This is a genomic window from Citrobacter sp. Cpo103 (genome assembly GCF_030332605.1).
Taxonomy (GTDB): Bacteria; Pseudomonadota; Gammaproteobacteria; order Enterobacterales; family Enterobacteriaceae; genus Citrobacter; species Citrobacter portucalensis.
Window position 1 is genome coordinate 1 of the sequence record NZ_JAOWHO010000017.1, and the last position, 14,287, is coordinate 14,287.

Below are 14,287 nucleotides of genomic sequence, written 5' to 3' on the forward strand. Positions count from 1 at the left end.
TGGTGCATCCGGGAGGATTCGAACCTCCGACCGCTCGGTTCGTAGCCGAGTACTCTATCCAGCTGAGCTACGGATGCATCGGGAAACTTGCTTTACTGCCGATACTGATACCGTGATAAGCGATATCAAGTAAGAGATGGTGCATCCGGGAGGATTCGAACCTCCGACCGCTCGGTTCGTAGCCGAGTACTCTATCCAGCTGAGCTACGGATGCATCAGGGAAACTTACTTTACTGCAGATTTGATATCGCTGCTAAAGCGATATCAAGTAATATGGTGCATCCGGGAGGATTCGAACCTCCGACCGCTCGGTTCGTAGCCGAGTACTCTATCCAGCTGAGCTACGGATGCAAATGGCGGTGAGGCGGGGATTCGAACCCCGGATGCAGCTTTTGACCGCATACTCCCTTAGCAGGGGAGCGCCTTCAGCCTCTCGGCCACCTCACCAACACGCCTCTTGCGAGTGCTTCGAAGAACTTGTTTCTGCTCATCGTCGCTGCGTGGCGCACATATTACTTTCTGGGACTTATAAGTCAAACAATTTTTCCAGAGCTTTTATCGTTTGCACATTTCACGCGCAATTAGTCTGCAAAAACGGCAAAAAGAGTGTTTTATCAACAGATAAATTGGCAATTTCCTGAAGGAGTGAGCAAACGGAAACTTCGCAGGAAAAGGCATTACGCACAGTGGAATCGAAAAAATGGGGAAGACGAAGAAGAAAAGAGAAGAAAAAGGGTCACTCAATCAGGTTGCGCCTCACCAGAGAGGTGAGACGCGAAAACCTTAGTAACTGGACTGCTGGGATTTTTCAGCCTGGATACGCTGGTAGATCTCTTCACGATGGACAGAAACTTCTTTCGGGGCGTTTACGCCAATGCGCACCTGGTTGCCCTTCACCCCTAAAACTGTCACGGTGACCTCATCGCCTATCATGAGGGTCTCACCAACTCGACGAGTCAGAATCAGCATTCTTTGCTCCTTGAAAGATTAAAAGAGTCGGGTCTCTCTGTATCCCGGCATTATCCATCATATAACGCCAAAAAGTAAGCGATGACAAACACCTAAGTGTAAGCAGTCACGGCATCACATTCTGTTAAACCTAAGTTTAGCCGATATACACAACTTCAACCTGACTTTATCGTTGTCGATAGCGTTGATACAAACGCTGCGGATTGAAGTCCGCAGCGTCGACTTACGCTTATAATTATTACAGTTTTGCGCTGACCCAGCCTTTCACACTGGCTAACGCTGCAGGCAGAGCCGCTGCATCCGTACCACCGGCTTGCGCCATGTCCGGACGACCGCCACCCTTGCCGCCGACCTGCTGAGCGACCATTCCAACCAGTTCCCCTGCTTTCACGCGATCTGTCACGTCCTTAGACACACCCGCAATCAGAGAAACCTTACCTTCCACTACCGTTGCCAGAACGATAACGGTAGACCCCAGTTGATTTTTCAGATCATCAACCATGGTACGCAACATTTTCGGCTCAACGTCCGCGAGTTCGCTGACCAGCAGCTTCACGCCGTTGATATCAACCGCTTTGCTGGAAAGATTTGCACTCTCCTGCGCCGCAGCCTGTTCCTTCAATTGCTGCAATTCTTTTTCCAGTTGACGTGTACGCTCCAGCACGGAACGAACTTTGTCACCGATATTCTGACTATCGCCTTTCAGCAGCTGCGCAATATCGCTTAAGCGATCGCTCTCAGCATGCACGGTTTGGATAGCACCTTCACCGGTTACGGCTTCAATACGACGAACGCCTGCCGCAGTACCTGACTCGGACACAATGCGGAACAGACCGATATCACCTGTACGGCTGGCGTGAGTACCGCCACACAGTTCGGTAGAGAAATCACCCATGCTCAGAACGCGCACATGGTCGTCATATTTCTCGCCAAACAGTGCCATTGCGCCTTTGGCTTTTGCCGCTTCGAGATCCATGATGTTCGTTTCAATCGGCAAGTTGCGACGGATTTGCGCGTTCACCAGATCTTCAACGGCACGGATTTCAGCAGGCTTCATTGCTTCGGTATGAGAGAAGTCGAAGCGCAGCAGTTTATCGTTAACCAACGAACCTTTCTGTGCCACATGTGTGCCCAGAACCTGGCGCAGCGCTGCGTGCATCAGGTGCGTTGCGGAGTGGTTCAAACGAATACGCGAACGACGGGCTTCATCCACATCAGCCTGTACCGCATCACCAATTTTCAGAGAACCCGCAGACAACTTGCCGATGTGACCAATGGCCTGGCCATATTTCTGCGTGTCGCTAACGGCAAACGCGAAGCCTGCGCCTTTCAGCTCACCCTTGTCGCCAACCTGACCACCAGATTCCGCATAGAACGGAGTCTGATCCAGTACGACAACGGCATCCTGACCTGCGTTAATTGCGTCTACCGCTTTACCATCAACAAACAGCGCGGTCACTTTGCCGTTCAGTTCCAGGTGCTCGTAGCCTTTAAATTCAGAGGCGCCATCAACGCGAATCATCGCATTGTAGTCTGCGCCGAAGCCGCTGGCTTCACGCGCACGACGGCGCTGTTCTTCCATTGCAGCTTCAAAGCCCGCTTCATCAACCTTAATGTTACGCTCGCGGCAAACGTCTGCCGTCAGGTCAACCGGGAAACCGTAGGTGTCATACAGACGGAATGCGGTTTCGCCATCCAGCGTATCGCCAGACAGTTTTGCCAGTTCTTCGTCCAGCAGCGCCAGACCACGCTCCAGAGTACGCGCAAACTGCTCTTCTTCGGTTTTCAGAACCTGTTCAACCATAGCCTGCTGACGCTTCAGTTCTTCACCTGCAGAGCCCATGACGTCCACCAACGGACCAACCAGCTTGTAGAAGAAGGTATCCTTCGCGCCCAGCATGTTGCCATGACGTACCGCGCGACGAATGATACGGCGCAGCACATAGCCACGGTTTTCATTCGACGGCACAACGCCATCGGCAATCAGGAATGCACAAGAACGGATATGGTCGGCGATAACACGCAGAGACTTGTTGCTCAGATCGGTTGCGCCAGTGACTTTCGCCACGGATTCGATCAATGAGCGGAACAGGTCGATTTCATAGTTGGAGTTAACGTGTTGCAGCACGGCCGCAATACGCTCCAGACCCATACCGGTATCCACGGACGGTTTCGGCAGCGGTTCCATGGTGCCGTCAGCCTGACGGTTGAACTGCATGAAGACGATGTTCCAGATCTCAATGTAGCGATCCCCATCTTCTTCTGCGCTTCCCGGAGGTCCACCCCAGATATGGTCGCCGTGGTCGTAGAAAATTTCTGTGCATGGACCGCAAGGACCGGTATCACCCATCTGCCAGAAGTTGTCTGAAGCATAAGCCGCACCTTTGTTATCACCGATACGGATGATACGTTCGCGCGGAATACCGACTTCTTTTTCCCAGATTTCATAGGCTTCATCGTCAGTTTCATAGACGGTTACCCACAGACGCTCTTTTGGCAGGGCAAACCAGTTTTCACCGGTCAGTAGTTCCCATGCATATTGAATAGCGTCGTGTTTGAAGTAATCGCCGAAGCTGAAGTTGCCCAGCATTTCGAAGAAAGTGTGGTGACGTGCAGTGTAACCGACGTTTTCCAGGTCATTGTGCTTACCGCCCGCACGTACACAACGCTGCGAGGTGGTTGCGCGGGAATAATTACGCTTGTCGAGGCCAAGGAAAACATCCTTGAACTGGTTCATCCCGGCGTTGGTAAACAACAAAGTAGGGTCATTGTTCGGTACCAGGGAGCTGCTGGCAACTACCTGGTGTCCTTTACTATGGAAAAAATCGAGAAACGCCTGACGGATCTCAGCGGTGCTCTTGCTCATAATTATCCTGAAGAAATCAAGCTAACGAAATGTCATTACCAGCATCGGCACGCAAACTGCGCCTCTGGCAATCGAAAAGTGGGAATAAGATAAGTTTTCTTTACTGGGAAGTAAAATCCCGTATGCGGTCAATCGTCAAAATTTCGCCATATTGCCTGAATATCTTCCATCAGATAGCCGCGATAGAGCAAAAAACGCTGGACCTTTATCTTATCTGAAAAATCGACAGGTAAAGGTTCACCGTACTTCCGAATGGCCTGCTCGCGTGCAAGCACTGCCCAGTCAACTTCGCACTCACGCATGGCCCGCTCGATAGCTTCACGTGCGATCCCTTTTTGGTTTAATTCCTGGCGCACTCGGGCTGGTCCATAACCTTTGCGGCTACGGCTGGCGATAAACTGCCGCACGAAACGATCATCATCCAGATAACGGCTTTCAATACACCAGGCGATGACCTTGTCGTAATCCTCCGGCGTGGCATCAATTTCTTCTGGTCCATTTTTCCCCATCACCGGAGCGGCCAGCTTGCGCCGCATTTCCTGCTCGCTGTGGTCGCGCATCGCCAGAATACGTACGGCGCGGTCAAGCAGTCGGGAATAAGCAGAACGGCGGGAAGTTGCTTCTGTCATAGTAAGCCTTCAGAAATGAAAAAGGGCTGCATGATATGCAGCCCTTTACTATATGTGATTCACAACATGCGATTCAAAACAGATTATCAGAAATCTTCGTTCGTTTCTTTTACATCTTCGCCGCTGTCATCAACGGAGAAATCAGGCGTTGAATCCTGGTTATTGAGCAGTAACTCACGTAATTTCTTCTCAATTTCTTTCGCAGTTGCCGGGTTCTCTTTCAGCCAGTTGGTCGCATTCGCTTTACCCTGACCGATTTTCTCACCGTTATAGCTGTACCATGCACCGGCTTTTTCAATCAGCTTCTCTTTCACGCCCAGGTCAACCAGTTCGCCGTAGAAGTTGATGCCTTCACCGTAGAGGATCTGGAATTCAGCCTGTTTGAACGGCGCTGCAATTTTGTTTTTCACAACCTTAACGCGAGTTTCGCTGCCGACCACGTTGTCGCCTTCTTTCACCGCGCCAATACGACGGATATCCAGACGAACAGACGCATAGAATTTCAGGGCGTTACCACCGGTGGTGGTTTCCGGGTTACCGAACATAACGCCAATCTTCATACGGATCTGGTTGATGAAAATCAGCAGCGTGTTGGACTGCTTCAGGTTACCGGCCAGCTTACGCATCGCCTGGCTCATCATACGCGCCGCAAGGCCCATGTGAGAGTCGCCAATCTCGCCTTCGATTTCTGCCTTCGGCGTCAATGCGGCAACGGAGTCGACAACGATAACGTCAACCGCACCGGAGCGCGCCAGCGCATCACAGATTTCCAGCGCTTGTTCACCGGTATCCGGCTGAGAACACAGCAGGTTGTCGATATCAACGCCAAGCTTACGGGCATAGACCGGATCCAGCGCGTGTTCCGCATCGATAAATGCACAGGTTTTACCTTCACGCTGCGCAGCGGCAATAACCTGCAGGGTCAGCGTTGTTTTACCGGAGGATTCAGGCCCGTAGATTTCGACGATACGGCCCATTGGCAGACCGCCCGCGCCCAGTGCGATATCCAGAGAAAGCGAACCGGTGGAGATAGTTTCCACATCCATGGAACGGTCTTCACCCAGGCGCATGATGGAGCCTTTACCGAATTGCTTTTCGATCTGACCCAGCGCTGCCGCCAACGCTTTCTGTTTGTTTTCGTCGATAGCCATTAATTACTCCTGTCATGCCGCTTTCGGGTTAAACCGCGAAACGTGGTAGATAATGTTCTGTTGAGGCAATTATACTGTATGCTCATACAGTATCAAGTATTTTGTAGAAATTGTTGCCACAGGGTTTGTAACGCGTAGACGGTCGCCTGTCGACGTACCGCGTCGCGATCGCCGCTGAAGCATTCCCGGCGGGTAATCCCCTCGCCGCTCACGCTGGCAAAGGCGAACCATACGGTACCCACGGGCTTTTCTTCACTGCCGCCATCCGGACCCGCAATACCGCTGATCGAGACCGCGAAATGCGCGCGGGCAGCTTTTAGCGCGCCAATCGCCATTTCCACCACCACTGGCTCGCTCACCGCCCCATGCTGGGCCAACGTCTCTTCGCGCACGCCAATCATCTGCGCTTTGGCTTCGTTGCTGTAGGTCACAAACCCACGCTCAAACCAGGCGGAGCTTCCGGCAATATCCGTAATCGCTTTGGCCACCCAGCCGCCGGTGCAGGATTCCGCCGTCGTAACGGTCGCCCCACGCGCTTTCAGCGCCAGGCCAACCTGCTCGCTTAACTGCATCAGTTCACTGTCAGTCATTTCAGCCTCTGTCAGTTAAAAAATATGCCGGACAAGATAGCACTTTCATAACCAATGTGGGGATGGAGAGAACGTTTTACGAGGGGGATTCCAAAAATTGCTCCGTTGCAGAAATAAGACCTGCCGGATGACGATGTCAGGGCATCTTATCCGGCCTACAAGCGATATCGTCCTGTAGGCCGGTGGAGCGGTTACTGCACGCGCGCCAGCGCGACCGCCTGACCCAGTTGCCACACGGCCATCGCGTAGTGGGTACTGTGGTTGTAGCGGGTGATGGTGTAGAAGTTCGGCAATCCATACCAGTACTGATAGCCGGTACCAATATCCAGGCGCAGCAGGCTGGCCTGCTGATGATTACCCAACGACTGCTGTGGCGTCAGACCCGCGGCAGCAAGCTGAGAAATGCTGTACTGGGTTTTAAAGCCGTTCGCCAGCCCTGGTGCCTGACCATTTGCCGGAACCGCGACCGTATCGCCTTTCACCCAGCCGTGGCCCTTGAAATAGTTCGCCACGCTACCGATGGCATCAACCGGATCCCACAGGTTAATGTGGCCATCACCATTAAAATCAACGGCATATTGTTTATAGGAAGACGGCATAAACTGGCCGTAACCCATCGCGCCGGCAAAAGAACCTTTCAAATCGAGCGGATCGTCGCTTTCATCTCGCGCCATCAGCAGGAAGGTTTCCAGTTCACCAGAGAAGTATTCCGCACGACGAGGATAGTTAAACGACAGCGTCGCCAGCGCATCCAGAATACGGGTTTTGCCCATCACGCGGCCCCAGCGCGTTTCAACGCCGATAATGCCAACGATAATTTCCGGCGGAACACCATAGACCTGCCACGCACGGTTCAGCGCATCTTCATATTGATTCCAGAAGGCCACGCCATTTTGCACGTTGTCAGGTGTGATGAACTGTTTGCGGTAGCGCAGCCATGCACCGTTAGGACCGGCTGGCGGCTGAGTCGTCGGTGCCTGGCGATCCATCAAACGCAATACCGAGTCCAGACGCTTGGCCTGCGACAGGATCTCCTGCAGCTGCTGGCGGTCAAAGCCGTGCTTGTTCACCATTTTCTCGATGAACTGCTGCGCGTTCGGATTATTGGCAAAATCACCGCCCGTTTGCATGACGTTGTGCTGTGGCTCAAGCAGGAAGCCGCCGGATGGCGCCCCCGTAGTCGTTTGAGTCTCTGAAGGTTTAGGTTTGCTGCTACAGGCAGCGAGCAGTACGAAAAGGGGGAGTAACGCTACATAACGACGCTTGAACATGAGACATCCATTAAACAAATTCAGCCTGGGAGAAGTATGGTAAAGCATCCTCCTCCATACAAGGAAGTAGTAGTCACTCTCCTTCACAGAATTTCCCCCCTCTTGCCCCCCCGGCCGGCACATTTGCGATCTCTTACGCACAATCTTTCAAATTAAAATATTTATCTTTCATTTTGAGATCAAAATAACACTTTTAAATCTTTCGATCTGATTAAAATTAGTTACCGTTTGGCAAGATAACTAAAAACCCTACAGGAGAGAATAATGATCGACACCATCACACTCGGTGCTGAGTGGTTTATCGGGTTGTTCCAGAAAGGCGGAGAGGTCTTTACCGGCATGGTAACCGGTATTCTGCCTCTGCTGATCAGTCTGCTGGTCATCATGAATGCGCTAATTAACTTTATCGGTCAGCAGCGCATTGAACGTTTTGCCCAGCGCTGCGCCGGAAACCCGCTGTCCCGCTATCTGCTGCTGCCGTGCATCGGCACATTTGTGTTTTGTAACCCAATGACGCTGAGCCTGGGCCGCTTTATGCCAGAAAAGTACAAGCCCAGCTACTACGCCGCCGCCTCATACAGTTGCCATTCCATGAACGGCTTATTCCCACACATCAACCCCGGCGAATTGTTTGTCTATCTGGGGATCGCCAGCGGCCTGACCACGCTGGGGCTTCCGCTTGGCCCGCTAGCGGTGAGCTATTTGCTGGTCGGTCTGGTGACCAACTTCTTCCGCGGCTGGGTAACTGATTTCACCACCGCCATCTTTGAGAAAAAAATGGGCATTCAACTTGAGCAGAAAGTGCATCTGGCGGGAGCAACATCATGACGCGTATTCGTATTGAAAAAGGCACCGGCGGCTGGGGTGGCCCGCTTGAACTGGATGCCGTTCCGGGCAAGAAAATTGTCTATATCACCGCCGGAACTCGTCCCGCAATCGTCGACAGGATAGCAAGCCTGACCGGTTGGCAGGCCGTTGATGGCTTCAAAGAAGGCGAGCCGCCGGAGAACGAAATTGGCGTGGCGATCATCGACTGCGGCGGCACGCTGCGCTGTGGGATCTATCCCAAACGCAGGATACCGACGGTGAATATTCACGCCACGGGTAAATCTGGCCCGCTGGCCCAGTACATTATCGAAGATATCTATGTCTCTGGCGTAAAAGAAGAAAACATCACGATTGTCGGCGAGACATCCGCTGCGCCGCAACCAGCCAGCAGCACTATCGGTCGCGATTACGACACCAGCAAAAAGATTACCGAACAAAGCGACGGCCTGTTGGCAAAAGTGGGAATGGGCATGGGTTCAGCCGTTGCGGTTCTGTTCCAGTCAGGACGCGACACCATCGATACCGTCCTGAAAACTATTCTGCCATTTATGGCGTTCGTCTCGGCACTGATCGGCATCATTATGGCTTCGGGTCTGGGAGACTGGATTGCCCATGGACTCGCGCCGCTGGCCAGCCATCCGTTGGGACTGGTTACTCTGGCGCTGATCTGCTCTTTCCCGCTGCTGTCGCCTTTCCTCGGCCCCGGTGCGGTTATCGCCCAGGTTATCGGCGTTCTGATCGGTGTACAGATTGGTCTGGGGAACATTCCTCCGCATCTGGCGCTACCTGCCCTGTTCGCCATTAACGCCCAGGCTGCATGTGACTTTATTCCGGTTGGGTTGTCGCTGGCCGAAGCGCGCCAGGACACGGTCCGCGTCGGCGTGCCATCCGTACTGGTGAGCCGTTTTCTGACCGGCGCGCCTACCGTTCTCATCGCCTGGTTTGTTTCTGGCTTTATTTACCAATAAGGGGCACTCAAAAATGACCGTAATTTATCAAACCACCATTACCCGTATCGGCCAGAGCGCCCCGGATGCACTGTGCGACCAGATGCTGATTACCTTTCGTGAAGGCGCGCCAGCGGATATCGAAGAGTTTTGTTTCATCCATAGCCACGGGGAGCTGAACGGCTCTTTGCAAGCCGGGATCCAGTTTGAACTGGGCCAGCACCACTACCCGGTCACCGCCGTTGGCAGCGTTGCGGAACAAAACTTACGTGAACTCGGGCATATAACCCTGCGCTTTGACGGGCAGAGCGAAGCGGAATTCCCCGGCACTGTACACGTTGCGGGCCCCGTCCCGGACGATATCGCCCCGGGCTGTATTTTGAAGTTTGTTGCTTAAGATTGAAGGAGATAAAAATGAATCAGGTTGCCGTTGTCATTGGTGGAGGCCAGACCCTGGGGGCATTCCTTTGCCGTGGGCTTGCGACAGAAGGATACCGCGTCGCGGTGGTGGATATTCAAAGCGATAAAGCTGCCAACGTCGCGCAAGAAATTAACGCCGAGTTTGGCGAAGGTACCGCGTACGGTTTTGGCGCAGATGCCACCAGCGAACAGAGCGTGCTGGCGCTGTCGCGCGGAGTGGATGAAATATTCGGTCGTGTCGATCTGCTGGTTTACAGCGCGGGTATCGCTAAAGCCGCGTTTATCAGCGACTTTCAGCTTGGGGATTTCGACCGCTCGCTGCAGGTCAATCTGGTCGGCTACTTCCTCTGTGCACGTGAATTTTCACGCCTGATGATCCGCGATGGCGTGCAGGGACGCATTATCCAGATCAACTCCAAATCAGGGAAAGTGGGCAGTAAACACAACTCAGGTTATAGCGCGGCAAAATTTGGCGGCGTGGGCCTAACCCAATCGCTGGCGCTGGATCTGGCGGAATACGGGATTACCGTGCATTCGTTGATGCTCGGTAATCTGCTGAAATCACCGATGTTTCAGTCGTTATTGCCGCAATATGCGACCAAGCTTGGCCTTAAGCCAGACGAAGTTGAGCAGTATTACATTGATAAGGTTCCGCTTAAGCGCGGCTGCGATTATCAGGACGTACTGAACATGCTGCTGTTTTACGCCAGTCCAAAAGCCTCTTACTGCACCGGGCAGTCCATCAACGTGACCGGCGGTCAGGTGATGTTTTAATGTTGAATTGCCGGATGGCGGCTGCGCTTATCCGGCAAAATCAAAGGAGTACATAATGGTTTCCGCACTGATTACCGTCGCCGCTATCGCCTGGTGCCTGCAACTGGCGCTTGGTGGCTGGCAAATATCCCGCTTTAACCGGGCGTTTGATCAACTCTGCCAGCAAGGTCGGGTTGGTGTTGGTCGCTCCGGTGGGCGTTTTAAACCGCGCGTGGTGGTAGCCATTGCGCTGGATGAGCAGCAACGGGTTACCGATACGTTGTTTATGAAAGGTCTTACGGTATTCGCCAGACCCGGCAAAATTGCCACAATAATGGGCAAACATCTTGATGATTTACAGCCTGATGTGATCTTTCCCCATGATCCGTTAGCGCAGAATGCTCTATCATTGGCGCTTAAACTGAAACATGGGTAATTTCGTTGTGAATGCTAATAGCTTGCGAAATTATCATTTTGCAACCTATTAAGTCAGGGTAATCACGCCTATGAAACCTCGTCAGCGTCAGGCTGCCATACTGGAGCATCTGCAAAAGCAGGGAAAATGCTCGGTTGAAGAACTGGCCCACTACTTTGACACGACCGGCACGACCATTCGCAAAGACCTGGTCATTCTGGAAAATGCCGGAACCGTCATTCGTACCTATGGCGGCGTAGTATTAAATAAAGACGAATCCGACCCGCCAATCGATCACAAAACGCTAATCAATACGCATAAAAAAGAGCAGATTGCCGAAGCCGCCGTCCGTTTTATACACGATGGCGACTCTATTATTCTGGATGCGGGTAGCACCGTACTGCAGATGGTGCCGATGCTCACGCGCTTTAGCAACATCACCGTCATGACCAACAGTCTGCACATTGTTAACGCCCTTTCGGAGCTGGACAACGAGCAAACTATCCTGATGCCCGGCGGGACCTTTCGCAAAAAATCTGCGTCATTTCACGGTCAGCTGGCAGAAAACGCCTTTGAGCAGTTCAGCTTTGATAAACTCTTCATGGGCACCGACGGCATTGACCTCAATGCCGGCGTGACCACCTTTAATGAGGTGTTTAGCGTCAGTAAAGCGATGTGCAATGCCGCTCGCGAAGTGATTCTGATGGCTGACTCGTCAAAATTTGGGCGCAAAAGCCCTAATGTTGTATGCAGTCTGGAAAGCGTCGACAAGCTGATTACCGATGCGGGCATCGACCCTGTGTTTCGTCAGGCGCTGGAAGCAAAAGGGATTGAAGTGATCATAACCGGAGAAACCAATGAGTGATGCACTACTGAACGCGGGCCGTCAGACGTTAATGCTGGAACTACAGGAAGCCAGCCGACTGCCAGAACGCCTGGGCGATGATTTTGTCCGCGCCGCCAATACGATTATCCACTGTGAAGGCAAAGTCATTGTCTCCGGTATTGGTAAATCAGGTCATATTGGCAAAAAAATTGCGGCGACCCTCGCCAGTACCGGCACACCCGCCTTTTTTGTGCATCCGGCGGAAGCGCTGCACGGCGACTTAGGGATAATCGAAAGCCGTGATGTCATGCTGTTTATCTCCTACTCCGGCGGTGCGAAAGAGCTGGATCTCATCATCCCACGCCTGGAAGACAAATCCGTCGCACTGCTGGCAATGACCGGAAAACCGACCTCACCGTTGGGTCTGGCAGCCAAAGCCGTGCTGGATATTTCCGTTGAGCGCGAAGCCTGTCCGATGCGCCTGGCACCGACGTCCAGCACCGTAAATACGTTGATGATGGGCGACGCGCTGGCGATCGCCGTAATGCAGGCGCGCGGCTTTAACGAAGAAGATTTTGCCCGCTCACATCCGGCAGGTGCGCTGGGCGCTCGTCTGTTGAATAAAGTGCATCATCTGATGCGCCGTGACGATGCCATACCTCAGGTGAAGCTCACCACCAGCGTGATGGACGCGATGCTGGAACTCAGCCGCACGGGTCTTGGCCTGGTCGCGGTCTGCGACGATCAGTCACTGGTGAAAGGGGTCTTTACCGACGGCGACCTGCGCCGCTGGCTGGTTGGCGGCGGAGCGCTTACCACCCAGGTTAGCGAAGCTATGACTCAGAATGGCATTACGCTACAGGCGCAGAGCCGCGCGATTGACGCCAAAGAGATCCTGATGAAGCGTAAAATCACTGCCGCACCGGTGGTCGATGAAAACGGTAAACTCACCGGTGCTATCAACCTGCAGGATTTTTATCAGGCCGGTATTATCTAATCCTTCAGACCCAGACGTTTCGCCAGCCGGTGCAGGTTGGCGACGTCTGTTTCCAGCGCCCGCGCACTTGCCGCCCAACTGTGATTATTTTGCGCCAGTGCCCGGCGGATCATCTCCCGCTGGAACGACTCTGTTGCTTCACGCAGATTGTGATGTTGCGGGATCTCCGCAACAACTTCCGCCGCCTGCGAAGCCGGACCTTCGTCCTGCAGGGCAAAATGCTGCGTCTCCAGCACCACTTCATCACCTGCCCTGGTAGCCCTTGCCAGAACAACCGCCCGGTGAATGGCATGTTCCAGCTCGCGCACATTTCCGGGCCAGCCGTAATTCAGCAGATGACTACGCGCGCCGGGGCTTAGCACCACGCGGGAAAGACCCAGCCGCAGTCGGCATTGCTCGCAAAAATAGCCGGCCAGCAGCACCACATCTTCGCCGCGCTCGCGAAGAGGCGGTACAGAAAGGGGGAAGACGCTCAGACGGTGGAACAAATCCGCGCGGAAATTCCCGGCCAGCACCTCTTCGCGTAAATCACGGTTCGTCGCCGCCAGCACCCGCACATCCACACGCAGGCTGCGATCGTCACCCACGCGCTGAATATCGCCGTACTGCAATACGCGCAGCAGCTTAGCCTGTAGCGCCAGCGAGAGTTCGCCTATCTCGTCGAGAAACAGCGTCCCATTGTCGGCCATTTCAAACTTACCGCTACGATTGCTGATAGCCCCGGTAAATGCGCCTTTTACGTGACCAAACAGCTCACTTTCGGCTACGGTTTCCGGCAACGCCGCACAGTTCAGATACACCAGTGGATTCACCGCGCGCGGCGAACCTTCATGGATAGCTTTAGCCACCAGCTCCTTCCCGGTCCCTGTTTCGCCGCTAATCAGCACGTTGAGATCGGACCCCGCCACAATCTCAATTTCTTTTTTCAACTGCATCATATTGGGCGACAGGCCAATCATCTGGGTTTCCGTCACCTGCTCAAAAGCCGTTGATGAGCCTGGCAGCATATTCTGGCTTTCCAGTTGTTCAATCAGCAGCGCATTGCTCAGCGCGCCCGCCGCCAGCGCGGCAATCAGCCTAAGCTCCTCATCGCTGAAAACATCGAACTGATCGGGCTCCATGCCATCCAGGGTTAACGCACCAATCAAATTTTGACCGGCGAACAACGGCAGCCCAATACAGGCATGCACTTTCAGACTCTCCTGCCCCGGAATCAGACCATCATATGGGTCTGGCAAATCGCTGTCGGCAGGGAAACGAACCACGTCTCCGGCGCGGGCAATCGCCTCCAGACGCGGATGCCCTTCCAGAGTAAAGCGCCTGCCGAGAACATCCTGCGCCAGCCCATCGATCGCCAGCGGAATAAACTGTCGCGACTCGTAGCGCAATAGCGCCGACGCGTCGCACTCCAGCACCTGACGCAAGGTGGTTATCAGACGTTGAAAACGGTCCTGATGTCCAATACCGCTTTGTAATTCAATGGCGATGCCCGCCAGCACGTCTACGGAAAAGCTCATAACTACCTCATTGTCATTTTGACAATTCACATTGTCATATTGACAATAAAATGAATAGTCATTTTGACTACCACTTAATAAGCAGAAAAAAATAAAACCATTAAAATC

Annotated in this window: 14 protein-coding genes and 4 tRNA genes; 7 read left to right on the plus strand and 11 right to left on the minus strand. The window is 53.3% G+C overall.

What is annotated here, in order from left to right; all coding sequences use genetic code 11:
* The 10 genes from OGX89_RS00600 to mltB form a co-directional block, all read right to left on the minus strand.
* Positions 1-77, minus strand: a tRNA-Arg gene (locus OGX89_RS00600).
* 60 nt (positions 78-137) lie between these two features.
* Positions 138-214: transfer RNA gene (locus OGX89_RS00605), tRNA-Arg, on the minus strand.
* A gap of 60 nt (positions 215-274) precedes the next feature.
* Positions 275-351, minus strand: a tRNA-Arg gene (locus OGX89_RS00610).
* A gap of 3 nt (positions 352-354) precedes the next feature.
* Positions 355-447, minus strand: a tRNA-Ser gene (locus OGX89_RS00615).
* A gap of 336 nt (positions 448-783) precedes the next feature.
* Entirely contained in the window at positions 784-969 is a 186-nt protein-coding gene (gene csrA, locus OGX89_RS00620) for a carbon storage regulator CsrA (protein ID WP_000906486.1), read from the minus strand.
* Between the two features lie 238 nt (positions 970-1,207).
* Positions 1,208-3,835 (minus strand): alanine--tRNA ligase, encoded by a 2,628-nt coding sequence (alaS, locus tag OGX89_RS00625; RefSeq protein WP_125112817.1) that lies wholly within the window; start codon positions 3,833-3,835, stop codon positions 1,208-1,210.
* A gap of 128 nt (positions 3,836-3,963) precedes the next feature.
* On the minus strand, positions 3,964-4,464 hold the full coding sequence (gene recX, locus OGX89_RS00630; RefSeq protein ID WP_125112818.1) for a recombination regulator RecX: 501 nt from the start codon (positions 4,462-4,464) through the stop codon (positions 3,964-3,966).
* Positions 4,465-4,550: 86 nt separating this feature from the next.
* Positions 4,551-5,615 carry a recombinase RecA gene (gene recA, locus OGX89_RS00635; protein WP_003037330.1) on the minus strand — a complete coding sequence of 355 codons (1,065 nt, stop codon included), beginning with the start codon at positions 5,613-5,615 and terminating at the stop codon, positions 4,551-4,553.
* Between the two features lie 92 nt (positions 5,616-5,707).
* Positions 5,708-6,205 carry a nicotinamide-nucleotide amidase gene (pncC, locus tag OGX89_RS00640; protein WP_003825955.1) on the minus strand — a complete coding sequence of 166 codons (498 nt, stop codon included), beginning with the start codon at positions 6,203-6,205 and terminating at the stop codon, positions 5,708-5,710.
* Positions 6,206-6,396: 191 nt separating this feature from the next.
* A complete protein-coding gene (gene mltB / locus OGX89_RS00645; protein WP_003037336.1) occupies positions 6,397-7,476 on the minus strand; it encodes a lytic murein transglycosylase B in 1,080 nt (359 codons plus the stop codon).
* Positions 7,477-7,740: 264 nt separating this feature from the next.
* Between mltB and srlA the strand changes: the two genes are divergently transcribed.
* From srlA to gutQ, 7 genes are all read left to right on the plus strand, one after another.
* Entirely contained in the window at positions 7,741-8,304 is a 564-nt protein-coding gene (srlA, locus tag OGX89_RS00650; protein ID WP_003825953.1) for a PTS glucitol/sorbitol transporter subunit IIC, read from the plus strand.
* Positions 8,301-9,272, plus strand: a complete 972-nt coding sequence (gene srlE, locus OGX89_RS00655) for a PTS glucitol/sorbitol transporter subunit IIB (RefSeq protein WP_125112819.1) — start codon at positions 8,301-8,303, stop codon at positions 9,270-9,272. Before srlA ends, srlE begins: the two co-directional genes overlap by 4 nt.
* 13 nt (positions 9,273-9,285) lie before the next feature.
* Positions 9,286-9,648, plus strand: coding sequence for a PTS glucitol/sorbitol transporter subunit IIA (gene srlB / locus OGX89_RS00660; protein ID WP_125112820.1), 363 nt, complete (start codon positions 9,286-9,288; stop codon positions 9,646-9,648).
* Between the two features lie 17 nt (positions 9,649-9,665).
* Positions 9,666-10,445: a sorbitol-6-phosphate dehydrogenase gene (gene srlD / locus OGX89_RS00665; RefSeq protein WP_003037345.1), complete on the plus strand. Its 780-nt coding sequence runs from the start codon at positions 9,666-9,668 to the stop codon at positions 10,443-10,445.
* Positions 10,446-10,500: 55 nt separating this feature from the next.
* Positions 10,501-10,860 carry a transcriptional regulator GutM gene (gene gutM, locus OGX89_RS00670; RefSeq protein WP_003825941.1) on the plus strand — a complete coding sequence of 120 codons (360 nt, stop codon included), beginning with the start codon at positions 10,501-10,503 and terminating at the stop codon, positions 10,858-10,860.
* A gap of 70 nt (positions 10,861-10,930) precedes the next feature.
* Entirely contained in the window at positions 10,931-11,704 is a 774-nt protein-coding gene (gene srlR / locus OGX89_RS00675) for a glucitol operon DNA-binding transcriptional repressor SrlR (RefSeq protein WP_103285685.1), read from the plus strand.
* Entirely contained in the window at positions 11,697-12,662 is a 966-nt protein-coding gene (gene gutQ, locus OGX89_RS00680; protein WP_286559747.1) for an arabinose-5-phosphate isomerase GutQ, read from the plus strand. Before srlR ends, gutQ begins: the two co-directional genes overlap by 8 nt.
* Here gutQ and norR read toward each other — a convergent pair.
* Complete coding sequence (gene norR, locus OGX89_RS00685) at positions 12,659-14,179, minus strand: nitric oxide reductase transcriptional regulator NorR (RefSeq protein WP_125112821.1); 1,521 nt, start codon at positions 14,177-14,179, stop codon at positions 12,659-12,661. The two genes, gutQ and norR, sit on opposite strands and share 4 nt — an antisense overlap.
* Positions 14,180-14,287 lie beyond the last annotated feature (108 nt).